Source organism: Bacillus paranthracis (assembly GCF_001883995.1).
In the GTDB taxonomy this organism is placed as follows: domain Bacteria; phylum Bacillota; class Bacilli; order Bacillales; family Bacillaceae_G; genus Bacillus_A; species Bacillus_A paranthracis.
In genome coordinates this window covers 46,979-70,827 of sequence record NZ_MACE01000008.1, presented here as the reverse complement: position 1 = coordinate 70,827, position 23,849 = coordinate 46,979, and the positions used below count along the sequence as shown (strand labels likewise).

The 23,849-nt window shown below is 34.9% G+C and carries 26 protein-coding genes and 2 pseudogenes; 8 read left to right on the top strand and 20 right to left on the bottom strand.

Annotation, left to right across the window (positions count from 1 at the left end; all coding sequences use genetic code 11):
- Positions 1-75: 75 nt before the first annotated feature.
- Positions 76-657 (bottom strand): competence protein ComK, encoded by a 582-nt coding sequence (locus tag BAQ46_RS02065; RefSeq protein ID WP_000444431.1) that lies wholly within the window; start codon positions 655-657, stop codon positions 76-78.
- A gap of 284 nt (positions 658-941) precedes the next feature.
- Here BAQ46_RS02065 and BAQ46_RS02060 point away from each other — a divergent pair, with 284 nt between their 5' ends.
- Both BAQ46_RS02060 and BAQ46_RS02055 read left to right on the top strand, forming a co-directional pair.
- On the top strand, positions 942-1,127 hold the full coding sequence (locus tag BAQ46_RS02060; protein WP_048557245.1) for a hypothetical protein: 186 nt from the start codon (positions 942-944) through the stop codon (positions 1,125-1,127).
- Between the two features lie 307 nt (positions 1,128-1,434).
- Positions 1,435-1,638 (top strand): hypothetical protein, encoded by a 204-nt coding sequence (locus BAQ46_RS02055; protein WP_000412673.1) that lies wholly within the window; start codon positions 1,435-1,437, stop codon positions 1,636-1,638.
- Here the strand turns inward: BAQ46_RS02055 and BAQ46_RS30870 are convergent, their stop codons facing one another.
- Together BAQ46_RS30870 and cspA are read right to left on the bottom strand one after the other, a co-directional pair.
- Positions 1,639-1,824 carry a hypothetical protein gene (locus BAQ46_RS30870; RefSeq protein ID WP_211275840.1) on the bottom strand — a complete coding sequence of 62 codons (186 nt, stop codon included), beginning with the start codon at positions 1,822-1,824 and terminating at the stop codon, positions 1,639-1,641. It abuts the gene before it with no gap.
- Positions 1,825-1,838: 14 nt separating this feature from the next.
- Positions 1,839-2,042: an RNA chaperone/antiterminator CspA gene (gene cspA / locus BAQ46_RS02050; RefSeq protein ID WP_000301522.1), complete on the bottom strand. Its 204-nt coding sequence runs from the start codon at positions 2,040-2,042 to the stop codon at positions 1,839-1,841.
- Between the two features lie 284 nt (positions 2,043-2,326).
- Between cspA and BAQ46_RS02045 the strand changes: the two genes are divergently transcribed.
- Positions 2,327-2,821, top strand: a complete 495-nt coding sequence (locus BAQ46_RS02045; RefSeq protein ID WP_071741561.1) for a DUF6584 family protein — start codon at positions 2,327-2,329, stop codon at positions 2,819-2,821.
- Positions 2,822-2,840: 19 nt separating this feature from the next.
- Positions 2,841-3,632 carry a phosphotransferase gene (locus BAQ46_RS02040; RefSeq protein WP_071741560.1) on the top strand — a complete coding sequence of 264 codons (792 nt, stop codon included), beginning with the start codon at positions 2,841-2,843 and terminating at the stop codon, positions 3,630-3,632.
- A gap of 183 nt (positions 3,633-3,815) precedes the next feature.
- Here the strand turns inward: BAQ46_RS02040 and aceA are convergent, their stop codons facing one another.
- The 12 genes and pseudogenes from aceA to BAQ46_RS01980 form a co-directional block, all read right to left on the bottom strand.
- Positions 3,816-5,093 carry an isocitrate lyase gene (gene aceA / locus BAQ46_RS02035; protein WP_000787354.1) on the bottom strand — a complete coding sequence of 426 codons (1,278 nt, stop codon included), beginning with the start codon at positions 5,091-5,093 and terminating at the stop codon, positions 3,816-3,818.
- Positions 5,094-5,116: 23 nt separating this feature from the next.
- Complete coding sequence (gene aceB / locus BAQ46_RS02030) at positions 5,117-6,706, bottom strand: malate synthase A (RefSeq protein ID WP_071741559.1); 1,590 nt, start codon at positions 6,704-6,706, stop codon at positions 5,117-5,119.
- A gap of 204 nt (positions 6,707-6,910) precedes the next feature.
- Positions 6,911-7,689, bottom strand: a pseudogene (locus tag BAQ46_RS02025) (S-layer homology domain-containing protein).
- A 129-nt stretch (positions 7,690-7,818) separates the two neighbouring features.
- Entirely contained in the window at positions 7,819-8,475 is a 657-nt protein-coding gene (locus tag BAQ46_RS02015; protein ID WP_061131522.1) for an S-layer homology domain-containing protein, read from the bottom strand.
- A 394-nt stretch (positions 8,476-8,869) separates the two neighbouring features.
- On the bottom strand, positions 8,870-9,772 hold the full coding sequence (locus tag BAQ46_RS02010; RefSeq protein ID WP_071741558.1) for a DMT family transporter: 903 nt from the start codon (positions 9,770-9,772) through the stop codon (positions 8,870-8,872).
- A gap of 212 nt (positions 9,773-9,984) precedes the next feature.
- Positions 9,985-10,776, bottom strand: coding sequence for a methyl-accepting chemotaxis protein (locus tag BAQ46_RS31635; protein ID WP_404978332.1), 792 nt, complete (start codon positions 10,774-10,776; stop codon positions 9,985-9,987).
- A 156-nt stretch (positions 10,777-10,932) separates the two neighbouring features.
- A pseudogene (locus BAQ46_RS31630) lies at positions 10,933-11,712 on the bottom strand (MCP four helix bundle domain-containing protein); the annotation flags it as partial.
- A 136-nt stretch (positions 11,713-11,848) separates the two neighbouring features.
- Positions 11,849-13,117, bottom strand: coding sequence for a M48 family metallopeptidase (locus tag BAQ46_RS02000; RefSeq protein WP_061403220.1), 1,269 nt, complete (start codon positions 13,115-13,117; stop codon positions 11,849-11,851).
- Positions 13,118-13,251: 134 nt separating this feature from the next.
- Positions 13,252-13,440 (bottom strand): hypothetical protein, encoded by a 189-nt coding sequence (locus BAQ46_RS01995; protein WP_016088942.1) that lies wholly within the window; start codon positions 13,438-13,440, stop codon positions 13,252-13,254.
- An 11-nt stretch (positions 13,441-13,451) separates the two neighbouring features.
- The gene (locus BAQ46_RS01990; protein WP_001006054.1) at positions 13,452-13,751 is read right to left on the bottom strand and encodes a hypothetical protein; all 300 of its coding nucleotides are present in this window, start codon (positions 13,749-13,751) and stop codon (positions 13,452-13,454) included.
- 25 nt (positions 13,752-13,776) lie between these two features.
- Positions 13,777-14,139, bottom strand: a complete 363-nt coding sequence (locus BAQ46_RS01985) for a hypothetical protein (RefSeq protein WP_071741557.1) — start codon at positions 14,137-14,139, stop codon at positions 13,777-13,779.
- A gap of 1 nt (position 14,140) precedes the next feature.
- Positions 14,141-14,989 carry a CPBP family intramembrane glutamic endopeptidase gene (locus BAQ46_RS01980; protein ID WP_001067975.1) on the bottom strand — a complete coding sequence of 283 codons (849 nt, stop codon included), beginning with the start codon at positions 14,987-14,989 and terminating at the stop codon, positions 14,141-14,143.
- A 141-nt stretch (positions 14,990-15,130) separates the two neighbouring features.
- Between BAQ46_RS01980 and BAQ46_RS01975 the strand changes: the two genes are divergently transcribed.
- Positions 15,131-15,835 (top strand): response regulator transcription factor, encoded by a 705-nt coding sequence (locus BAQ46_RS01975; protein ID WP_000272687.1) that lies wholly within the window; start codon positions 15,131-15,133, stop codon positions 15,833-15,835.
- A 9-nt stretch (positions 15,836-15,844) separates the two neighbouring features.
- On the top strand, positions 15,845-17,587 hold the full coding sequence (locus BAQ46_RS01970; protein WP_071741556.1) for a sensor histidine kinase: 1,743 nt from the start codon (positions 15,845-15,847) through the stop codon (positions 17,585-17,587).
- A 370-nt stretch (positions 17,588-17,957) separates the two neighbouring features.
- Here the strand turns inward: BAQ46_RS01970 and BAQ46_RS30530 are convergent, their stop codons facing one another.
- The 3 genes from BAQ46_RS30530 to BAQ46_RS01950 all read right to left on the bottom strand — a co-directional run bounded on the left by BAQ46_RS30530 (position 17,958) and on the right by BAQ46_RS01950 (position 19,620).
- The gene (locus BAQ46_RS30530) at positions 17,958-18,110 is read right to left on the bottom strand and encodes a hypothetical protein (protein ID WP_000394952.1); all 153 of its coding nucleotides are present in this window, start codon (positions 18,108-18,110) and stop codon (positions 17,958-17,960) included.
- 182 nt (positions 18,111-18,292) lie between these two features.
- On the bottom strand, positions 18,293-18,658 hold the full coding sequence (locus BAQ46_RS01955; RefSeq protein WP_071741554.1) for a VOC family protein: 366 nt from the start codon (positions 18,656-18,658) through the stop codon (positions 18,293-18,295).
- Between the two features lie 59 nt (positions 18,659-18,717).
- Positions 18,718-19,620 (bottom strand): AraC family transcriptional regulator, encoded by a 903-nt coding sequence (locus tag BAQ46_RS01950; protein WP_061131518.1) that lies wholly within the window; start codon positions 19,618-19,620, stop codon positions 18,718-18,720.
- Between the two features lie 136 nt (positions 19,621-19,756).
- Between BAQ46_RS01950 and BAQ46_RS01945 the strand changes: the two genes are divergently transcribed.
- Positions 19,757-20,242, top strand: a complete 486-nt coding sequence (locus tag BAQ46_RS01945) for an RNA polymerase sigma factor (RefSeq protein ID WP_000823996.1) — start codon at positions 19,757-19,759, stop codon at positions 20,240-20,242.
- A 5-nt stretch (positions 20,243-20,247) separates the two neighbouring features.
- Entirely contained in the window at positions 20,248-21,366 is a 1,119-nt protein-coding gene (locus BAQ46_RS01940; protein WP_071741553.1) for an anti-sigma factor, read from the top strand.
- Between the two features lie 40 nt (positions 21,367-21,406).
- Here BAQ46_RS01940 and BAQ46_RS01935 read toward each other — a convergent pair whose 3' ends face one another.
- Positions 21,407-22,384, bottom strand: coding sequence for an HD domain-containing protein (locus tag BAQ46_RS01935; RefSeq protein WP_071741552.1), 978 nt, complete (start codon positions 22,382-22,384; stop codon positions 21,407-21,409).
- Positions 22,385-22,597: 213 nt separating this feature from the next.
- Positions 22,598-23,704, bottom strand: coding sequence for a metallophosphoesterase (locus BAQ46_RS01930; protein WP_061131512.1), 1,107 nt, complete (start codon positions 23,702-23,704; stop codon positions 22,598-22,600).
- Positions 23,705-23,849: the final 145 nt, after the last annotated feature.

Sequence of the window (23,849 nt, the reverse complement as noted above, 5' to 3'; positions counted from 1 at the left end):
TTGTTTATAAATCTTACAGCGTAAACTGTATATATAATGAAATCAAAAAGGATGAGTCACCTCATCCTTTTCCTCTCATACATCCTCTTCTCTAACAACATACACTCTCTCATAAGCTGGTCTTAATGTTGATTCATCCCTTTGATCAACCTCTTTAAAGCAAGGATTCCCTTGTTTTTTCCTACGATCTTCATACTCCGTTCGCAATTTCGCAGTACGATTTTGTTGATTTTCAAAACTAGTTTTCGATATCTCTAACTTCACAGCAAAACCATTTATAAATCGGATAATAAGGTTTCCATCTTTTAATTCTTTATTGCTTTCAATATAAAAATGAGATAACCACGCGCACTCTTTTCTAGAATACGAATAGGTAGGGAAAAAATAAAGTTGATCGGTCGGACTAATTGCAATTGGTGCTTTATGTGTAATGTGAGTTAACTCTTTCGTTCCTTCTTTTCTGCCTAAGAAACTAGAACCATGCTTGCGACAACTTCTTTCTATAATATCTAGAGGTTTTTGAAATACGAAAAAAGAGTCTTGCACTTCAACAACTCGCGTAACAATTTTCTTTTCACTGAGAATTACAGGAAGTAAGGCCATTGTATTTTTATTTACAACATAGTTTTCGACGTAGCGTTCTACTTTACTTTCCATATTCCACTATCTCCTTTTTTCTATTTATATTAGCAGCTGCATGTATAATTTTAGCATCTATGAAAAGGAAATGGCTTACAGATTCCGCTTTTTTACAATACTTTATTATTTGTCAAATACCTTTTAAATTATAAAATAAAAATATATTATTTTTATAATAATAAACCTATACAAAATCTATTTATACTACCTATAAATATTTACAACTACTTCCTCATTTCGCATCATTAAGACAATTAACTTTGCTATAATTAAAATAAAAATCCAATATATGGAGGTCCACTATGAAAGAAAAAGAAATGCAACCAACGATTCACATGAAAAATAGCAGCATTGTGATCGTGAACAACCCAGCTAGCATTATATTCGCTTTATTTTTTATTCTATTATTTTTTGCAAAGCCTTTTCGTAAATCGAAATGCTCTGAATGTAAGAAAAGCGCGAGGAAAAAAGTTGAAAAAGAAGAGTAAAAGGCTTTCTATTTGGGAAAGCCTTTTACTCTTCTTCATATTCATATTTTCTTCCGAGTGTCCCTGTATCCCCTTTATTTTCTAATATTATTACATATAAAAAATTATCCACTACGTTAAAAAGTACTTGTACGTGTTACCCATTTTTATTAAGAACTTCACCTTTATAAATCACTAGCAACTTTTTAACTCGTTAAATCTGCAATATAAGTTTTGTATATAATTCCACTTCAAAACACAAAATATGTAAGTGATTATTTATGATTACATTCGTTTTTTATCTAATTCCAAAAAGGAGCTGTATAATATGGAGAAAAAAAGTCTATTAAGCCAACAGATTAATAGCGTCCCATCAGATGCTCTGAATACCCCTAGTAAGGAGCAAGAACAAATGTTAGAAACATTATCTCAAGACGAACAAAATTCTAACAACAATGCTAACAAAAAAGATGATACTCAAGGTCTATCTGGAAAAGATTTCCCCATTTCAACAGAGAATACAAATTTATAGTTATTTACTATCATACGCAGCAAATGCTCTTGCTGAACTAATTCTTCTACAGAAACTAATACGCATTCCAGATAATTTTTCACCCGTTGTAACATAGAAAAAGAGATTTAGATATAAAAAACAGGCTCTGGGGAAACTTTCTCCACAACCTAAAAAAAGGATGGCATTAGCCATCCTTTTTTCCATCATCAACTATAAAATTATAGTTTGATTACGTTTTTAGCTTGAGGTCCACGGTTACCTTCTTCGATTTCGAAGCTAACTTTTTGACCTTCTTCTAGAGATTTGAAACCTTCAGTTTCGATTGCAGAGAAGTGTACGAATACGTCGTTTTCGCCTGGAACTTCGATGAAACCGAAGCCTTTTTCGTTGTTAAACCATTTTACTTGTCCTGTTACTGCCATAATTATTTCCTCCTAAGAAAATACATTTTTTAAAATTTTTAGTTTTCCTATCTAAAAAAAGAATCCACACATTATCAAATACGAAACATAAACTAGTTCTCACATACTTTTTCTCGTTCGTTTTCAGCACTTGATAATATATGGATTGCTTAATTTAACTATTCAACTGATATTATCATAGCATACTTAAAATGAAATGTACAATCTTTTTTGAAAATAGAATTTCTAATTTTTAGTATTTCTTATAAAATATAATTATCTCTATACAAAATAAGGAGGAGTTTATGACCAATAAAATCCCTGGAAAAACATTAAAAAGAATTGAAGAGGATATTGAAAAGAATAATCTTGGAAAAGCAAGAGATAGATTGCATGGCCTCATTTTTACATACCCAAATGAATTACATCTTCGAAAACAACTCGGAGATATTTATTATAAATTACAATATCCAGAAATGGCTGGACGTTACTGGTATCTAGAGAAGCATAAAACAGATATTATGCATGAATCATGTTTATTATTTGAAAAATCAATGGGAAATAATCCTCATCATATTGCACGTGCTTTAAAGTTTAAAGGCGATTCTAACCATTTAAAAGGTTTGTATAAAGCTCAACCGTTATCTTCCGTGCAGATGAAAGTAGCAGAGGAGCTAATTTATGATTATAAAGAAACATGGCAAGATAAGCTAGTTCCTTTTGGCTGTCTAGCATTGCTTGCTTCCCTTCTCTTTTCTACCATTGTTGGTCTATTCACTATTTGGAATTGGATTTTTTAATCACAGGGGGAATTTTCACATGTCAAACTACGCCAAAGAAGAAAAGCTTACAGGGGGAAACGTCTCAAACGTATATCGTTCTAAAAATACTGTTCGGCGAGAATTGAAGCCAGACAGTGTAAAAATTCATAAGTTATTACAGCATTTAGAAAACAAAGGTTTTCATTACGCACCAAAATTTTTAGGTATAGATGAGAAAAATAGAGAGATTTTATCTTTTATTGAAGGAGAGGCTGGGAATTATCCTTTAAAAGAATATATGCGATCTAATGATGTGTTAAAAGAAATAGCAAAGATGCTTCGCCTTTATCATGATGCTGTAAGTGACTTTCCGTTATTAGATGATTGGAAACCTATGGACCATACCCCAAATAATATTGAGGTTTTATGCCACAATGATTTTGCTATATATAACATTATATTTAATAACGAGAAGCCAGTAGGAATTATTGATTTCGATGTTGCTGCCCCTGGACCAAGAAGTTGGGATATCGCTTATACACTGTATACTTGCGTGCCTTTAAGTAGAGTGTATTATACGGAATCAGACGAGACAATTCATTATGAATCGGCACAACATGCTGGCCGTATGAAAGAAAGAATAAAATTATTCGTCCAGTCCTACGGTAAAAGTATGGATGAAGATTACTTAGGTATGGTACTACTACGTCTAGAAGCATTATGTACATATATGAAAAGAAAAGCAAACGAAGGCGACGTAAATTTCCAAAGAATGATTGACGAAGGACATTTAGAACATTATGAAAAAGATATGAAGTTTATTCGTGATCATGGAGCTGAGTGGATTTGATCATATTGTCTTTTTTTGTCGGTAAGTCGATATCCTTTGTCGAATCGTCGATATATTAGAAAAATCGTTGATATATTTTAAGTTATGATAGATATATCGAGAAAATCGTCGATATATTTTTATTTACTCTCGAATCGTGCGAAAAATAATAAGGGGCACCCTTCAAAAAGGGGCCCCTTCCTTTTATTTCGTAAACTGCGCCTCTTCCGTAGATCCTTTTAATGCTGTCGTTGATGAAGTACCACCTGTAATCACTTGTGCTACTTCATCAAAGTAACCTGTTCCTACTTCTCGTTGATGGCGAGTTGCAGAGTAGCCATGTTTTTCTGCTGCGAATTCTGCTTGTTGTAGTTCAGAGTACGCTGCCATGCCGCGCTCTTTATAGCCGCGTGCTAATTCGAACATGCCGTAGTTTAATGAGTGGAATCCAGCAAGTGTTACGAACTGGAACTTATAACCGTAAGATGCGATTTCTTTTTGGAAGCTCGCAATTGTTTTCTCATCTAGTTTTTGTTTCCAGTTAAATGAAGGTGAACAATTGTATGCAAGCAATTTCCCTGGATGCTCTTTATGAATTGCGTCCGCAAATCGTTTTGCATCTTCTAAATTTGGTTCAGATGTTTCACACCAAACGAGGTCTGCATAAGGAGCGTATGCTAAACCACGTGCAATCGCTTGGTCAAGACCTGCTTTCGTACGGTAAAATCCTTCTGGTGTTCTTTCTCCTGTAATAAACGCCTTATCAACCGGATCAATATCGCTCGTAATTAAATCAGCTGCATCCGCATCAGTTCTTGCAACGATAATTGTCGGTACTCCCATTACATCTGCAGCAAGGCGTGCCGAAATTAAATTACGTACCGCTGTTTGCGTTGGTAGTAATACTTTTCCCCCTAAATGACCGCATTTCTTCTCTGACGATAATTGATCTTCAAAGTGCACGCCAGATGCACCTGCTTCAATCATACCTTTCATCAGTTCAAATACGTTTAATTGTCCGCCAAATCCAGCTTCTGCATCTGCTACAATTGGTACGAAATAATCTGTATCACCGCTTCCTTCCATATGCTGAATTTGATCCGCACGTTGAAGCGTTTGATTAATTCGTTTTACGACAGCAGGTACGCTGTTTGCTGGATATAAACTTTGGTCTGGATACATATGTCCAGAAAGGTTCGCATCTGCTGCTACTTGCCATCCACTTAAATAAATTGCTTTTAACCCAGCTTTTACTTGTTGCATCGCTTGGTTTCCTGTTAATGCGCCAAGTGCGTTAATGTAATCTTCTGTATGAAGCGACGCCCAAAGCTTTTCAGCACCGCGGCGCGCTAATGTATGCTCGATATCAATTGACCCGCGCAGGCGAATTACATCTTCTGCCGAATATGGACGTGTGATCCCTTTCCAGCGCGTATCTAGTTCCCAGCTTTCTTGTAATTTCTCGATTCTTTCATTTTTCATTTGTTCCATCCCCTTTTCACTTTTTATAAAATTTCATAACCCGGTAATGTTAAAAATGGTACGAATTCATCATTCCGAACGAGATTTGTAAATAACGTTGTCGCCTCTTGGAATCTCCCTTTCTTAAAGGCTTCTTTACCAATCTCTCTTTCTATTTTTGCTAACTCTTCTTCTTTTAGCTCTTCCATTAATTCAAGTGTAATATTACGGCCATCATTTAATTTTCCACCTTCATGGCGAATCCATTGCCATACTTGTGCCCTAGAAATTTCCGCTGTTGCTGCATCTTCCATTAAGTTATAAATTGGTGCTGCTCCCCGTCCGCTTAACCAAGATGCGATATATTGAATGCCTACGCTAATATTCATACGAAGACCCTCTTCTGTAATCGTTCCCACTGGTACTTCTAATAAATCCTTTTCTGTAACATGTATTTCTTCACGTTTTCTAAAAATTTGATTCGGCGTTTTCATAATGTGATTAAATACTTCCATCGCGACTGGCACAAGTCCCGGGTGGGCAACCCAAGTCCCGTCATGACCGTCTAAAGCTTCGCGCTCCTTATCCGCACGTACTTTTTCAAAAGCTGCTTCATTCGCTTTTGGGTTGTTTTTAATTGGAATTTGTGCTGCCATTCCTCCAATAGCTGGTGCATTACGACGGTGACACGTTTGAATGACTTTCAAAGAATACGCGCGCATAAACGGCGCCGTCATCGTGACTTGCGCTCTATCTGGAAGTAAAAATTCATTATGATTACGGAAACCCTTTAGAAAACTAAAAATATAATCCCATCTTCCGCAATTTAATCCAGCAGAATGATCTTTAAGCTCATACAAAATTTCATCCATTTCAAACGAAGCATGTATCGTTTCCAGTAACACCGTGGCTTTGATCGTTCCGTTTGGAATACCGATATATTTTTGAGCAAATACGAAAACATCATTCCATAACCTTGCTTCTAAATGGCTCTCCATTTTCGGTAAGTAAAAGTATGGACCGCTTCCTTTTGCTAAAAGAGCTTTCGCATTATGGAAAAAATAAAGTCCAAAATCTACTAAGCTACCAGACATATTCTTTCCGTCAACTTGCATATGTTTTTCTTCTAAATGCCATCCTCTTGGACGCACAATTAATACTGCTGTTTTACTATTTAAACGATATTCTTTTCCGTTTTCATTTTTATGTGAAATCGTTCCCTTTACTGCATCTCGTAAGTTTATTTGACCTTCAATCGCATTTTCCCAAGTTGGTGAATTCGAATCTTCAAAATCCGCCATAAAAAGATGTGCTCCTGAATTTAAAGCGTTAATAACCATCTTTCTATCTACTGGGCCAGTAATCTCTACGCGGCGATCCTCTAAATCTTTTGGCAATTTAGCAATTGTCCAATCAGCTTCACGTATGTGCTTCGTTTCTTCTAAAAACTTCGGAAACTCCCCTGCATCAATCCTCTTTTGTTTCTCCGCACGCTTTTGTAAAAGTTCTATGCGGCGCTCATTGAAATTTTCATGTAGTTCCTTCAAAAAACTAAGCGCCTCAGGTGTCAATATTTCGTTGTACGCTGGTAACATTTCTCCCACGAGTGTAACCCGTGAAGTTTGCGTCGACATATTAGCATCCCCTTCTTAAACTGTTTTATAACAGATTTGATTTTATGTTTTATATTATATAACAAATCTTCAGAAAAGGAAGTTTTTTTTGAAAATTCATTTCGTTTTTTTTCAAAATGCCTTTCTTTCGCGCTTTATTCCATACAAAAAAGGCCACTGTTATACAACAATGACCTTTTTATACATTCTATTTTACTTATTTAATTATTGCTGTTCTTCTTTAGCACCATGCAACATTGCTTTGTATAAAAACTGTGCGTATTGTTCTCTTGTTACTTTCATAGATGGGCCAAATTTATTATCGCCAATTCCCGCTGTAATACCATTTGTTTGTATTGCACTAATTGCATTCTTTGCCCATGAATTTGCTGGAACATCATTAAACGTATGCGATCCCTTCGCCTGTAAATCAAAAGCATTCGTAAGAACTTGCGCCATTTCTGCACGAGTTAACGTTGCTTTCGGTCTAAAGTTTCCATGCTCGTCTCCCATGAAAATTTCTAGTTCCGTTAAAGCTAATATCTCTTCAATAAAGTTTGTTGAATTTTCATCAATATCTCCATATGGGTTTTCATATTCATCTTGTTCTTCTATATCAAACACACGATAAATTAGAGCTGCAACTTGTTCACGTGTTACGTCATCTCCAAAACCGAAAATTCCATCCCCATATCCAAATATAATTTCGTTTGCCGCTAAATTATGAATTGCTTCTTCTGACCAATGTCCTTTTGGTACATCTTTAAATACAATTGGATTTGTATTTTGTAGCGGTGCACTTTCCGCTTTTACATAATTACTCTCTGCTGAGAATAACACTCCACCCATAATTGTTAATGCCGTAGCTGTTTTTAATAATTTTTTACTCATCAAATTATCTCCCCAATATGTATATGTTTTTTTAAAATATACATAACAAATGATATAGTGACAATAGATCTTTCGACAAATTTCGTGACATTTCTGTGAATCATATTACACATCATGTCTTTTTTACGGAGTTGATTATAAAGCTTATGCACAAAAATAAAAATACATAAAAACGAATAATAATTCTGATACGAACAAACAAAAAAGCACAAATAGTTCTATTTGTGCTTTCCTATTTCACTCTATTTCCAATCCTCTTTCAAATGATAATTAATAATCGCATTGTTTATAAACTGAGCATATTGTTCTCTCGGTACAGGGCGATTTAAGTCATACATATCTTTTCCAGTTCCTGTAACAACTCGATTGGATTGCAGTGCACTAATTGCTTCTTCTGCCCAATGTCCTTTTGGTACATCTTTAAATGTATGCTTTTGTTTTGCTTTGAAAGTATATGCCTTTTGAAGTACTACTGCCATTTCAGCTCGAGTAATTGGCGCTTTCGGTCTAAAGTTTCCATTTGTATCACCTTTAAAAACACCACGTTTTGTTAACGCTAAAATTTCCTTTTGAAAATCAGTTGAACTGCCAGAAATATCTTTGTATGGATTCGTTGTTGCCCCTTCGCCTTTCATTTCAAGTGTTTTGTAAATAACCCCAGCTACTTGTTCACGTGTTGTAAGGTCTCCAACACCATACTTTCCATTTCCGTACCCAACTATAATTTTATTATAAGCTAAATCTAAAATAGCATCATATGCCCAAAATCCGTATGGAACATCATCAAATACAATCATTTCCGGATATTCTTCCGCTTTTACAGGGGCCACATTCGTCCCTGCAAATATACCACCTGCCATTGTCGCAATCATCATTACACCCAATATTTTTTTCTTCATTGTCCTCTCTCCCTATTTCTATTTTATGTTAAATAGAAAAATAATAGATAATACGAAGTTATCCATACTACATATGTAGTATTTTCAAATAAAATGAACTTCATTATTTCAGGAGTATTAATTTGCTGGTGAATGTAAGATAAAATGAAACTTTAATCAGTGGGGGTCTTACTGCCCATTAAAGTCGGATAAAATGCACATCTTCTAGAAGGAACATTTCGATTACCTTTCTGCTTTATACCTCCTTCTTTCTTATTTCAAAAAGGAAGCTGTCACATCTAAGGTGTTATATATTAAAAATTCTACAATCTCTTTGTGAACTCCTTTACATTTTTAAATTTCACTTTATTGACACAAAAAGACGCAAATCGTATATAGTTGCGTCTTTTCAAAATTATAAAGTAGCACTTTCCTTCATCGATAATTCCTTCTCTGTTCCCTTGCGAAAAGTAAATGCCATTCCTACAAATATAAGAACAATTCCTACTATTTGCATACTAGTCGGTCTAAACCCGGTAAAGACTGTATCTAATAGTATTGCAACCGCAGGATCTAAGAACACTAATACAGAAATTAATCTCGTCGATAAATCTCTTAAACTGTCAAAAAATAAGTAATATACAAATCCCGTATGTATAAGACCTGTCGCTGTAATCATCATCCAATTCATCTCTGTTAACCCTTGAAACTTGCCAAAGTCTACGAATGGTAGCAATAAAAATATACCTAAAAATGTTTGTAAAAATGTCATCGCATATGCGCTCGTATGCTGAATTCCTTTTCCTAATAAAGTGGTAAAAGCATAAAATAGTGCCGCAAGTAGTGCCCATACCATGCCAGATGACATCAGTTTTTCAAGTGATAGACTTCCATCTACTCCAGCCACTAACACTGTACCGATAAAACAAATGACAATGGACAAAACAGCAAACATTGTAAGTTTCTCTTTAAATACGATACTACCAATCATTAATACGATAATGGGTGCCAGATGGTAAACTGAAATTGCAATTGTAATCGACATAACTTCAAACGCTTTAAATAAAAATACCCAGTTAAAAACGAGAAATACACCGCATGCTAATATTTGCATGACTTCTTTTTTATTCCATTGCTCACTTTTATACTGTCCTGTTACGAGCCAACATAATGCTAAAAATATTGTCGCACAAATGCAACGAACGAATACTAATTCAAAAGACGGTAAACCTGTTTGAACAGAAAAAAATCCAATTGACCCGAAAATAGACATCGAAAGGATCATTTTTATAGCCGGCATTGATTTTTTATTGAACACCCTTTCTCTCCTCCTAAAATCAATCTTTTACAAACGAAAAATCTCCAAAACATTACGTATTATTATATATTACAATCGGAAAATTGTAAAAAATTAGAATATAATAAGTAATAACCGTACAAAATTCCCATAAAAAAATCATCCTTTTTTACATGGGATGATTTTTTTATTTATTGAGAGGAATTTCTCTATATTAAAACTGCAATATACTACTACTTTTGAAGAGTAAATTGAGCAACTATTTGTTTTAATTCTCCTGCTGCGTTATGCACATGTTCAATTGAAATCGAGATCTCTTGAACAGATTTTTCTTGCTGTTGAATAGACTCTTTTACCCTATCAGTTCGGTCAGATGATCTTTGGGAAATTTGAGCCATGTCTTCTGCAGACGCCGAAATCTCCTCACTACTCGCTGCAATTTCATCTGTAGACATAGATACCGTTTGAATTTGCTCAGATACTTGCTGTACTTTTTCTGTAATTGTTCCAAATACTTTTTCTGTATGCATTACCACTTGTGTGCCTGCTTGTACCTCATTATCTACTTTCTCCATCATATCTACGGTATGGCTCGTTGTTCCCATAACTTGAGTAATAAGCTTCTCAATTTGTTTTGCAGAATTACTAGATTGTTCCGCCAATTTCCGCACTTCATCTGCTACAATTGCAAATCCTCTACCACTCTCCCCAGCACGGGCAGCCTCAATTGCGGCATTTAATGCTAATAAGTTAATCTGAGAGGCAATACCTTGCATAACATCGATGATTTTAACAATTTCTTCTGATTGTTCTTTCATAGTCTCTACTTGTTTAACACCGCTATGTACTGAATTTTGGATTATATTCATCTGTTGAATCATTTGTTTCATTAACTTATTACCACTCTCTGCATCTAATGCTGATTGAGCAGACAATTCATTTACAGATGATGATGTATTCACTATACTCTGCATTCCCTGTGTCAACTCTTCCATCGCACCTGCAGTTTGTTCCATTGCTTGCATTTGGCTCTCTGCACCATTTGCAACTTCTTCAATATCCATCGTTATTTTCTTCGCCGCACTGCTAGATACTTCTGATGCAGATACCACTCCGTCTGCATGTTGGAATAAAAACTGAATGTTATTATCTACTTCTTTCATATTTGTTCTTAGCCCTGTAATCATTTCATTAAAATCACTTACTAATACACCTAATTCATCTTTAGCATTATACTCACCATGTACAGTTAAATCCCCATTTTTTGCTCTTTCCATCATACGACTAACCGTTTGTAAAGGAGCAACTATAAGCTTGCTAATAATATAACTTACTATACATATAACGATTGTAGTAACTACTACGAGAATGATAAAAGTAATAACTGACCGATCTATCATTTTTTGAGAATCTTTAAATACTTGATCAGCTAAGTTTGAAACATACGATTCTAGATCCACTGCATATCCAGCTAACTCTACTCCCTTCGGTTTTAATTCCTTCTGAAATTCGTTTACCATTTGTGACTCAGTTGTTACCTTCGCCTTTTCAAACAATTTTTTATATGTACCCATATAACTTGGCAAAGATTTCTTCATCTTCTGAAACAGTTCATCCTCTTGCTTACTTAAATTAAAGCCATCATCATATTCTTTTAATAAAGAATCATATTTTTTTAGATCCTTTTCAATATTATCAATTATCTCCGCCTTATTTGTCCCTTCATTTTGTGATGCCGTAATTAATTCTAATAAGTTATATTCTAATGAATTTTGTGTACGAAGCATTCCTTCTAATAAAATTGTAGAATATTGATAGTCATCTACTACAACCTCTGTATTGTGCTTAATCTTATTAATAGAATGAATTGCTACATAGCTCATAATTACCATGCCTAAAACTGCTAATGAAATAAGTGACAATAATTTATATTTCACTTTTAAATTTTGTAAAAAATACATTTTTCCACCTTTATTCCTTTATATATAGATTTTTAGAATTTTATAGCTTATTATTTACAAAATCACAATAAAAAGCAATGATAAATATTCCCAATATCAAACTTATATCTCCATAAAAAAAGAAGTAGCATAATATCTACTTCTTTTTGCTTTGTTTCTCATATTGTTCAAACGTATGAATTCTTTCAAAAATTGGTGGATGCGTGTATAAAAAAAACTTCACTAACGCAGGCGGATTTACTTGGCTTAAACTCGTTTTTGATAAATATTGAAACGTCTTTACACCAGATTTTCCGTCCTTCGTCATATCTAGAGCGTATTGATCTGCCGCTCGTTCTTCTATACGAGAAACATAGTTTGTTGCTGGCTGTGATGCAAAAGAGAGTACAGAAGAAATTAAGAAAAATAACGGTAAAATTGAGAAACATGCTGCTTTTGACATTTGCAGCGTATCCCCCCATTTTCGAATACACATATTTATAATACAACTAATGAGGTACATCCCTATAAACGATAGCAACACATAACTGGCAACGCCCCAATATATATGTTTCATAACATAATGCCCCATTTCATGAGCCATTATAAATAAAATCTCTTTATCTTTTAATTGCTTAAGCGTTGTATCCCACATTACAATTCGGGCATTAGGCCCAATTCCTGTTACGTAAGCATTTAACGCATTCGTTTTTTCCGACATATTTACTTCATATACGTGTTTTGCTGGAATATCGGCTTTGTCTGCTATCGCTAAAATTTTCGTTTCTAATTCTTTATTTTTCAGCGTCGAGAAGTCGTTATATAGCGGATCAATCACAACAGGTTGTATAAATGTTAAAAAGATTGTAAACGGAACAGAGAGCGCCCATCCTGCTAACCACCATCTCTTCGGGAATTTACGGATAAGCCATAGAAGAACCGTAACTACAATTAACATAGTCGCATAGCTCTCCCAAAAACCGATAACATGATCTTTTATCCAGCTTTGTGTACTTTGCGTTGAAATACCGTAATCAACAGAAACTTTTCGGCTAATCCATTGCATTGGCAGGGCAAGAACTGTTGTAAGTAATGATAAATAAAAGAAATAAATCGCAACTTGCAGGACACTTATTTTCGTCGTTTCCTTCGACCATTTCTCAAACTTTTTTGAAATACCGAGCACAAGTACAAATAATAAAATAATCCATTCAAGAGGCGTCGCTAAAAAATACAGTAAATTTTTCACGCGCGAATAATCTTGGCTTAGCGTAAGCTCTCTTGCATTCATAAACGTTTCTGGATCTGCACTCGTTCCTTTATACATGTCCGGAACCAGTTCATGATTCCATCCAAATAAATACCAATATATAAATAACGCAAATCCAACGTACAAAAAAAGCGACCACCCAATAACCTTCCTCACGCTATTCCCTCCTCTATGCTGCCTGTCTATTATTATTGTAAGTTCGTACATGCTAAATTAGAACAAGCTTATTACGCGAATTGCTCGAGAACCCTCTATTTACATAAAAAAACTCTTCTACATAAAGAAGAGTTTTACCTACCTTTAGACACTTTCTTCGGTTCATACTCTGGGATAAGAAACGTACTTACAACCCAGCATATTAAACCAGCGCCTTTTATATAGCGTATATATTCATAGTCTTGAAAAAATAAAGTCGTTACAATAAGCGTAAAAAATCCAATTAAAACTAGTACATATCCTATTTGCTTCTTAGATAACATAACGTACCTCCTTAAGGAAGTACATCCATTAATAAGCTAAAATCTTGCAGAGAAAAAGAACTATATTTCATAATCCCTTGTACAGCTAAAAGTAAAATAAGGCCGGTCACACACATATAATTAACGCTTTCTTCACTCTTTTTTTCAGCAACTACACCGCCACTGATACAGAGAATTCCTAACAAATGAAGCGCTAAATACATAAAGAAATAAGCTTCCTCCCAGCGAAGAATAACGTTGACTGTCGTTATTAGCACTATACTAAGCACAATCAAATAAAAAAACTTATTTGATGATATTGTTTCATTCATATAATTTTATACATCCCTTTCAAATTTAGAATGAATGATGTTTCAAAGCTATAAAGTAAATGATTGTTTTCATACTATAAAACAAAAGGAAAGCCACTATTACTTTCTCGAATACGTTATGAACCCACATATACTTCTCTTCATTTTTTCTGAAGATGCGCTTCATCATTTCTTCTACAATTAGACCAAATAGTAGTAAAACTCCTAACACAATGAGAAGAGAAATAATATTTTCTTTTACATGCGTACTAGAAAATAAGTAATACTCCGGAAACACAATCGTATCTACTACAGGTTGCAGCCAATGACAAACGCTTTTATCACACATATCTGTAATAGACGTAGCATCTATAATGTCTTTCAATATTTTTTCAATCGTCTTCTTCATCTCATTTACTCCCCACTACGTCTGAAAAGCTTTTTTCCTGCTCTACATATATAGCGGGCATTTCTTTACTCCAATATTTGCGGTTAACAAATAAAAAGATGAGTACTAAGTTTAATCCTGTTATAAAAATAATAAGTCCTGGAAAGAACGTCGTATAATTTGAGAAATCTGTAAAACTCATTATCTCTTCTTTATTTATTAAAAAAGAAGCACCGATTACAAATGCATTGTTTAACATGTGAATAGCGATTGGCATGAGTAAACTATTCGTACGAATATATACGATTGATAGTACAACGCTAAATACAATTGCACCTAGGAAATCAACATGTAACAATGCAAACAATATTGCTACAACAATGATCGCTATACTCGTTCCCCATTTTGCTGCGAAGCGTTGCAGTAAAAATCCGCGAAAAACAAATTCCCCAATAATTGGTGCGATGAATACGACCATAATAACTTGATAAACGTATCCTCCAGTGCTATCCATAATCGGTTCGCGTAATGCGTTCATAATAAATGTCGGTGTAATCCATGCAAAGCTATACATGTACAAAATAAGATATCCATAACTAAACACGCATAACATGATCGTAATGTATAAAACTTGCACCAGGTTAAATGTTTCATTTCTATTAATAAATAATGAAAATGAAACACGGTGTTTTTTATACTCAAAATAAATCCACGTAATCGGCAGGATATAGAATATAAGAATATTTATAAAAGTAGAATTTTGCATATGAAATGTATTTTCTATCAATTCATTACTGGCTCTTGCAACTACAGTTAATAGTGCAAATACAATTAAAAAATATCTAGCTCGCATCGTTTGAAACGGATTCACACTCATCTCCTCCCCTATGTTACTTTTATCATATCATTTGATTCTTAATTTTTTGAGAAAGAAAACCTTAAAATTTCCTTAAAAATTCCATAAGTTACCGAAAGATGATATGATATTCGAGGAAATTAGGAGGGATTTTTTATGTATGAAGCAAATATTTTGCTCGTTGATGATGAAACAGCAATTTTACAATTACTAACTACCATTCTTGAAAAAGAAGGTTTTTCTCATATTACAACTGCAACATCCGCTGAAATAGCTTTATCTCTCACTCAGCAAAACGATTACGATTTAATTATTTTAGATGTCATGCTTCCTGGACAATCTGGTTTTGATATTTGTCCAATCATTCGTCAAAAAACAGATTGTCCTATCTTCTTCCTCACAGCTAAAACATCTGATTTAGATAAAATATCTGGATTTTCACACGGTGCAGATGATTATATTACGAAGCCATTTAATCCACTTGAAGTGGTAGCTCGTATGAAAGCACAACTCCGAAGACATATGAAGCAAGTTATGCCACACGAACAAAAAGCACAATCCAGTTCATTTGGTAGATTTGAAATTGATCGATATTCCGCAGAGCTTACAGTAAATGGGCGTGTTGTCGAATGTTCCGCCCAGCTATTTCAGCTATTACTCTTCTTTTGCGAGAATCCGAACTACGTATTTTCAAAAGAAGAAATATACGAGAAAGTTTGGGGAGCACCTGCCTATAATGGCGATGACAATACCGTTATGGTCCACATTCGAAAACTACGTGAAAAAATCGAACAAGACCCAAGTAAACCAGAATATATAAAAACCGTTCGCGGGCTTGGCTATAAGTTCATTACAAAGTAGGGTGACGATATGAACTTTAATAAACGACTTATTATCCAGTTTATCATGCAACACGTATTTGTTTTAGTTACATTACTGATTGCTGTAGTAGCTGCATTCACGTATTTAATTTTTCTTGTTACGAGTACTTCATACGAACCGAACATTCCAGATGCTGAAAATTTTATGATTGCAAGATACATTTCTTCAGAAGATGGCGATATTTCGTTAAAAGCTGAAGTAAAAGACTTAATTAAAGAGAAAAATGATTGGATTCAAGTTGTAGAGGAAAACGGAAAAGTTCTCTATCACTTTAATACACCTAGTGACGTACCGACATCTTATACGAAAACATCTTTATTCTCGTATATACAGAATCACATAGAAAGTCCTTATACATTTACATATTGGGAAATTGAATTAGAAGAAAAAAACGTACTTGTTATTTACGGCGGTATGTTAAAAAGCAATGTATTACTGAAAACGATACAGAAAGAGCACCCTTCTGTATCTACAGATTCATTCGCATTAACAGAAGAAGAAAAACAGTTACTTTCTAAAGAAAAGGCTACTCTTCAAATCTTTAATAGCGTTGGCGAAGAAGTATTCTCCTATCCAGATGGAAAGAAAAAAACGTTTTCTGTCATACAAGCTGCTCTTAGCGAAAAGGAACCGTGGAACCATAAAGAAAACACGTCTAGCTTTTACGACACAAATAGCAATCATCTTCTCGTTGTAACTGCCAAAAATGAGTACTACTACCCAGATGATGAAATAGACGATGTATTTGCTAAAAAGTTTCTAATCGGATGCGGATTAATCCTTCTTATCGTATTTGTTTATTTAGTCATTCTTTCTATTTGGTACGGTAATAAATTTGGAAAACCGTTATTACATGCGATGCGCTGGCTTAAAAACATAGCTGGTGGAAAGTACGAAGAGCCTGTTAGTAAAAAAGGAAAACCTATCAGGTTCAGGAAATCTGGTAAAGAAAAATGGTCATTCCGCTTATTTAGTGATGTTACAAATTCACTAGAGCACCTTTCTATTACACTCAAAAAAAATGATGCAATGAGGCAAGTACTGCAGCAAACACGTGAAGAATGGATTACTGGTCTAACGCACGATTTAAAAACACCACTAAGTTCTATATACGGCTACGCATTATTACTAGAATCAAAACAGTATAACTGGACCGATCGTGACATTCAGCAATTTGGCAGCGTTATGAAAGAGAAATCTCAATATATGACCACACTAATTGATGACTTAAGCTTAACGTATCAATTAAAAAATAATAGTCTTCCTGCGCAGCATGTAAACATTGAAATGAATCAATTCGTCCAAAAAGTATTATTACAATTCATTAATAATCCGACACTTCAAAATCAAAATATTGAATTCGTACCAAGCTCAAATAAAATTCAATATTTCATTGAAGAAAAATGGTTCCAACGTATTATTGAAAACTTACTCGCAAACGCTGTAAAACATAATAATGAAACGACTAATGTCATCGTAAAACTTTCGCAAAACGCTACTTCATTTACACTCTCTATTTCAGATAACGGAAAAGGAATGGATGATAAAACGAAAGAGCTTCTATTTGAGCGATATTACAGAGGAACAAATACAGAAGAAAGCAACATTGGAACTGGACTTGGCCTCGCTATTACAAAGCAACTCGTTCATGCTCATAACGGAACGATTTCTATCGATAGCGAACTTGGAAAAGGAACGACGATTATACTTGTGTTTCCGTTTCGTTCATAGAAAAGGCGCTATGTGGCGTCTTTTCTTTTTTGGGAGAGTTTAGCGGTATATGAAATTATATCGGCGATTTTGCGAATATATCGTCGCAACTCACAATATATCAGCGATTTTTCAAATATATCAGCGCAACTCACAATATATCAGCGATTTTCTAAATATATCGACTTACCGACAAAAATCGACAACGCTAACCTACTTCCTCTACTATACAAAGTAAAAATAAAACTATTAACAAATACATTTCTAAACTGTTATACTATAAATAGAAGTATAAACTAACTAAGTTTTGCATAAAATGAAGTAGACGAGGTGCTTCCAACACCCCGTCACTGCAACTAATTACCGCAAGGTGGAAGGTTGCAACTAAAGCTTATTTGCGCTTAGAAGACTTCCCACGCTTCGCAGGCAGACGGGTGGTCTTCTTTTTGCGCTTTTTTGTCGTTAATTTCTTAAATCCCATAACTATACCTTCTCTAGCTATAGTTTTTGTGATTTCCAACAAAATTTGCAAAAGAAATTCCATACGATTACACCTCCTTTCTTCACCAAATGAAGAAAGGGCGTAACCTTCCACCCGCAATATTTAATTGCTATTTTATTTTACCATTTTCAAATGTATTACATATAAAGCAATACAAATTTAACAATCCACTCATAAAAAATAACCTTTCATAACTCACTATGAAAGGGCACTCCATATTTCAGCTATTTTCCTACCAATACAAACACATTCTCATCAGGTGCTTCCATTACCGCAACGTGTCCTAATTCTGTTGGAAATGGTTCACGAATCCATTTAACATCTTTAGTATCTTTTAAACTTTCATACGTTTGTTGCACATCTTCTACTAATACTTCGACTTCCATAAAATGAATATCCGGATGATTGCTTATTACTAACTCCGAACTTTTCTCATCTGGAAACTTCAATCCGATTAACGTCCAAATAACCCCTTCTTCTAGTTCTCTTTCTATAACCCAGTTTTGCTCCATTCCCATTTCTTTATAAAAAGAAACGGATTTTTCTATATCCTTCGTATGTATAGATACACATTCTAGTTTTTTGAACATATTCCCACTCTCCCTTTATAAAAAAGCGAACCATTTCTCAATGACTCGCTCTTGCTCTATTACTTCTTCTTCACCGGTATCCAAAGCTCTACTTGAGCGAACTCACTTTTATCTTCGTGACAACGCTCATCGTATAATTCAAACTCTGTAACGCCGCAATGTTCGTATCCTGAATGCGGGAACCACTCTGAGAATACTACATTCCACGTTTGGTGAATAGACGATACCATTTCTTCATGAGGAACTTTCGGCGTTGTAAATACCGCATATGTTGCTGCCGGGAACGTGCGCTTTGCAATTTCATTTGGTACATTTTCAAAGTCTGTGACTTCCATTCCGATAATATAAGTGAAGTCCCCTGTTTCTAAATTAAAATCAGTACATAATCCAAGCTCTACCCATTGGCTCGTATCTTTACGATTCGGAATTGTCGTTCCAAGATCTTTTTGTAAATATTCTTGCCAAAATGCTGGAATGTCTTGATGGTTCTTCCCTTCTTTACTTGTCGTCTTCAGTTCATAACCCGCCACTAAAAATCCCGGTTTATTTACAATACGATATTCCATTTGTATGCCTCCTAAATACGGATTTAATTTTCTTTGCTTTACATTCACGCTGTAATACATCGGTGTTTCTATTTCCTGCTTTCGATATTCACTCGGTGTCATTTGAAATAATTTTTTAAAAGCTCTCGTGAACGTTTCGTGAGATTGAAAGCCATGTTCAAATGCGATATCAATAATTTTTTCATCCGTATGAGAAAGTTGATAAGCTGCCCGGGCTAACCTCCTCTTCCGAACATACTCCATTACCGTATCACCTACTAACGCCTGGAATACACGATGAAAATGCGACTCAGAAAAACCTGCAATGCGAGCTAACTTACGCAGCGTCTGTTTTTCCATTACATCTTCCTCGATATAATCAATGGACCTTTGAATTTGTGTTTCATAGCTTTCCATCTCTGTTCACCCGCCTTATATGTATTATGATAAAAGAGAATCTTATCCAATTCTTGACGTTTTTTACTATAATTCCATAAAAATTGTAACTTTTTTATATGTTTTTCGTTGTTATGTGTGAAGGGAGGGAAATGTAGTGAAACGTAAACAATCATTAGAAGAAATTTATTCAGAACATATGCAAGATTTATTTCGCTATCTTCTCTCCCTAACCGGAGATTCCCATTTTGCTGAAGATCTCATGCAAGAAACCTTTTACCGCATGCTCGTCCATATTGACTATTACAAAGGCGAAGAAATTAGACCGTGGTTATTTACAATTGCCTACAACGCCTTTATCGATTGGTATCGAAAAGAGAAAAAATATAAAACAACTACAGTGGAAGAATTCCATTTACCAAACGTGCCAAGTACAGAGCACTCTTATTTCATAAAACATGAGATTGCTAGTTGGTTAGAAGGTTTATCTTCTCTTCCGCTTGAAAGACGAAATGTTCTGTTACTACGAGATTACTACGGATTCTCATATAAAGAAATAGCAGAGATGACCGGTCTCTCACTAGCGAAAGTGAAAATTGAATTACACCGTGGTCGAAAAGAAATGAAAAGCATAAAGGAGTGATACGGATGGGTTGTACAGAATTTAAAAAACTATGGGAGAAGTACGAAAACGGAACGCTCATGCATGATGAACAGAAACTGTTAGAAAGTCATATTGAGACATGTGAAGAATGCGAGGCTTACTTAGATCAATTGCTTTCAAAAAGTGAAACAATAAAGAAAAAACTACCACCACAAAACCTGAAAGTTCCGTTTTGGAAAATAAAATGGAAACAACGTTGGCAAACCGTTAGTTTTGTCCTTGCCGTTTGTATTGCAATCTATTTTGTCGACCATTTTTCGTCTTCTCTTTACTTCTATAATATGAAAAAGTTAGTCGAAGTAGATGAAATCCCAGCACTCGCACTAGAAGCAACAATTCCAAATAGTCGTTCCACTGGAGGCAGTACAAAGATTAAACCCTTTTTCCGTACAGAAATTGAAATGAATTTAGTTAAAACGGTCGGTAAAAAAGAAATGCCAATTGGTACAGTAACAACGCGTAGCTTCTTATCATCTGTAACTGACACAAATCAATCATGGGCAAATAAACCCTATTCCAACAAACTTTCCTTTGTTCATCCAAAAATAAAGCAAGATGATCATTTGAAAGAAATCTCTAAAAAAGTTTGGAGTACACTCGGAAAGATACATGAGGGCACCGTTGCAGAAGTAGCGATATCTTTTGACAAACCTTACACTTTACAAGAATTAGCATCCATTCTATATAGCACATTTGAAGCACAAGAAATGCCGCCCACTCCTATATGGTACGCTTTAGACACAGGGCAAGAAAGAATAGATGAAGAAGATTTCATTCTACATGGCGGAGAGGTTATCGGATTTTCAGAACATATAAATCTCCCTGATAATGAAGCAAAACGACCGAAGACAAAAGAAGATGAAGTAATCGAAATGATGCGTATTCTTTCTGAGCATAAAGAAACTGTAAGTAAAACTACTCAGACTTCTGAAAAAGAGCTGAACTTAGATAAGCGTTATGAGTATGTAAAAGATAACGGCGTAAAAGTATATGGCATTGTCATTACTGGGCCGTCGAAAGAATTGTTAAAATTACAAAACTCACCTCACGTACGTTATGCGACTCTTGGAGATATTGAGGTTTGGAATTGGTTTGATCAGTGATGTGGGAAAAGGAGAGCATCTAGGAGTGATGCTCTCCTTTTTAATCCGAAATCACTTTCACATACATCCCTTTCACCGCTTTTTCATAAGCGCTATCACTCATCCGTCTTATGTTTTCTGACACAACAGACGATGGAACGACTTCCCCTTCACGAAGTATCGGAGGATCAATAAGGCGTACTTTATTTTTCTGATACAAATCATAATCGTTTTTATCTTCTTTTACTTTTACATTCGGATGAACTTTGCTTACTAAAGCATGTACTTCTGGATCACTACATTGCTGCAATTTCGAAATTAGCTCATCATCTTCAAGAAGAAAATCATCTGCATGAATAACCTTTTTGTGTAGAGCTAACTTTAGCGTTTTTGCTAACATATCATTTCCATAAATATTCATTGGTTGCATAAAGAAATCGATGACTTCTTTGTAATACGTTTCTGTAAACCACTCTGCTATTTCGATATTTTGAAGGACCATTCTCCCCTCTACTGCGATAATATCCTCTAAAAATCTATGAACCTCTTCTAAAGAAATATACCCATATGTATACATATCTCGTAACGTATAATCCACTCGATCTGCACATAATTCTGGCGCTGACCTTTCCAGTAACGTCCACTTCGAATCATCTAACAAAATCTCTTCATAGTTATAGCCATACTTCGCAAGAATTGCTGGAATTTCTGAATTTTTCACAACAGCACTAAATATCTCTTCATGATAACTTTCATTTCTATTATCAAAAACGTAATCAATCACATGAGAAAAAGCAGTATGCGATACGTCGTGCAGTAAACCAGCAATTTGTTCCTCTACTGAGCCACCGAGTTTCTTAATTAACAACATAACGCCAACTGAATGATCAAAGCGCGTTACATTCCATTCCTCATTTATTAAATAGCTTGCGCCAGTTTGATGAATACCTTTTAACCTTTGCACAGACTTACTTACAATTAATTCTTCTACTACTGGATCCACTTCAAATTCTCCGTATAGCACATCTGATATGATCACTTATAATCCCCCTTTATCTTATAATCGTAACTCTTTTATGAAATCGACACCAACAAAATATTAAATTCAAATATATTGATTTTAAATTATAAGTATTGTATATTATACATGTCTGTTATTTGTTTTAATTCATTTATTTTTATTGAGTGCTCCTTATATGGAGCCTTTTTTATTTGTAAAAATAGAGAGCCATTAGCTCTCTATTACATACACTTATTCAAACGTAACCTCCACCTGTACAATCTCCGACCTACTTCCAAGTCTTAATGGTGGCCCCCAAAATCCGAAACCAGAAGAAACAATTGCGTGGAATGCACCTTTTTGTGCGTATCCCCAGTCTAGTTCGTACATTCTTCTAGTTACAATATGATTCGGTGCCATTTGTCCGCGGTGCGTGTGACCAGATAATAGTAAATCTACGCCAGCATCCGCTGCTTGTTTCAACTCAAATGGTTGGTGATCCATTGCGATAACTGGCATGGATTTATCTACTGTACTCATAAGTTTTTCAAAGCTTTGGCGATCTCGCTCTGTTTTATCTCTTCTTCCAACGAGATAAAACTGATCTTCAATTGTAATTACTTCATCTAATAAAATGCGAATATCGATCTTATCCATCTCTTGCAGGAATTCTGGAACTGCTCGCCCGTAATATTCGTGATTTCCTAACACACCATATACGCCTAGTGGAGCTTTCATTTGTTTCATAATATGTCCCATATTTTTTTGAATGAACACACCTGGATGATCATCGATAATATCACCTGGCAGTAAAATAATATCCGGCTCCATTTCATTTACATGACGAACAAGCCTTTTCAAATGCGAAACGCCAGATAATTTACCGAAATGCATATCAGAAGCCATCGCAATGCGTAAGCTTTTACGTCCCTCTACTTTTTTCGGAATGTGCACCTCATACTTTCTTACTACCGGGCTATATGCATTAAATACTCCGTACGCAAAGATAAAAATAAATGCAGCTAACACAGCTGCCCCTGTCCAAATAATTGCCGCTTCTTTCTCTACTACAAACTGTAAAAGAAAGACTGTAATATTAGCTAACGGCAATAACATAAGCGCGTATTGTATAACCGCAAACCAAATCGAACCTATCGTTCGTAGAAATGGCAAAAACTTAAACACTTGCACGAGAATGTACGCATAGGAAATGAAGCCAACAACGAAAGCGTAATATCCCCAAGACTCCCAGCCAAATACGGCATGAAGCCAAACCCAGCCGTTCCAGCCTATGTAGAGCATAAGTAGTGTGTATATAATTAATATCGTAAATATATTGAGATAACGAAGATTCTTCACAACTAGCCTCCTTATTGATTTCTTCTATTATAACTTGTTATGCACTTATAGCGTAAATATTAAGCACAATGACCTTCACAATAAAAACCTCTAACTGTTTAGTGTTATTGCGTTTGTTACGACGCAAATTGGAGAGTTGATGAGG

Bases quoted from the DNA above. Each gene is read 5' to 3' on its own strand.
- cspA (WP_000301522.1), bottom strand. From the start codon at position 2,042: ATGGCAGTAACAGGACAAGTAAAATGGTTTAACAACGAAAAAGGCTTC.
- BAQ46_RS02060 (WP_048557245.1), top strand. From the start codon at position 942: ATGAAAGAAAAAGAAATGCAACCAACGATTCACATGAAAAATAGCAGC.
- BAQ46_RS01975 (WP_000272687.1), top strand. From the start codon at position 15,131: ATGTATGAAGCAAATATTTTGCTCGTTGATGATGAAACAGCAATTTTA.
- BAQ46_RS02040 (WP_071741560.1), top strand. From the start codon at position 2,841: ATGTCAAACTACGCCAAAGAAGAAAAGCTTACAGGGGGAAACGTCTCA.
- BAQ46_RS02045 (WP_071741561.1), top strand. From the start codon at position 2,327: ATGACCAATAAAATCCCTGGAAAAACATTAAAAAGAATTGAAGAGGAT.
- BAQ46_RS02055 (WP_000412673.1), top strand. From the start codon at position 1,435: ATGGAGAAAAAAAGTCTATTAAGCCAACAGATTAATAGCGTCCCATCA.
- BAQ46_RS01970 (WP_071741556.1), top strand. From the start codon at position 15,845: ATGAACTTTAATAAACGACTTATTATCCAGTTTATCATGCAACACGTA.
- BAQ46_RS31635 (WP_404978332.1), bottom strand. From the start codon at position 10,776: ATGCAAGCAATGGAACAAACTGCAGGTGCGATGGAAGAGTTGACACAG.
- BAQ46_RS30870 (WP_211275840.1), bottom strand. From the start codon at position 1,824: ATGGAAAAAAGGATGGCTAATGCCATCCTTTTTTTAGGTTGTGGAGAA.
- BAQ46_RS01990 (WP_001006054.1), bottom strand. From the start codon at position 13,751: ATGAATGAAACAATATCATCAAATAAGTTTTTTTATTTGATTGTGCTT.
- aceB (WP_071741559.1), bottom strand. From the start codon at position 6,706: ATGTCGACGCAAACTTCACGGGTTACACTCGTGGGAGAAATGTTACCA.
- BAQ46_RS30530 (WP_000394952.1), bottom strand. From the start codon at position 18,110: ATGGAATTTCTTTTGCAAATTTTGTTGGAAATCACAAAAACTATAGCT.
- BAQ46_RS01940 (WP_071741553.1), top strand. From the start codon at position 20,248: ATGGGTTGTACAGAATTTAAAAAACTATGGGAGAAGTACGAAAACGGA.
- aceA (WP_000787354.1), bottom strand. From the start codon at position 5,093: ATGAAAAATGAAAGAATCGAGAAATTACAAGAAAGCTGGGAACTAGAT.
- BAQ46_RS02015 (WP_061131522.1), bottom strand. From the start codon at position 8,475: ATGAAGAAAAAAATATTGGGTGTAATGATGATTGCGACAATGGCAGGT.
- BAQ46_RS01995 (WP_016088942.1), bottom strand. From the start codon at position 13,440: ATGTTATCTAAGAAGCAAATAGGATATGTACTAGTTTTAATTGGATTT.
- BAQ46_RS01955 (WP_071741554.1), bottom strand. From the start codon at position 18,658: ATGTTCAAAAAACTAGAATGTGTATCTATACATACGAAGGATATAGAA.
- BAQ46_RS01985 (WP_071741557.1), bottom strand. From the start codon at position 14,139: ATGAAGAAGACGATTGAAAAAATATTGAAAGACATTATAGATGCTACG.
- BAQ46_RS01950 (WP_061131518.1), bottom strand. From the start codon at position 19,620: ATGGAAAGCTATGAAACACAAATTCAAAGGTCCATTGATTATATCGAG.
- BAQ46_RS02065 (WP_000444431.1), bottom strand. From the start codon at position 657: ATGGAAAGTAAAGTAGAACGCTACGTCGAAAACTATGTTGTAAATAAA.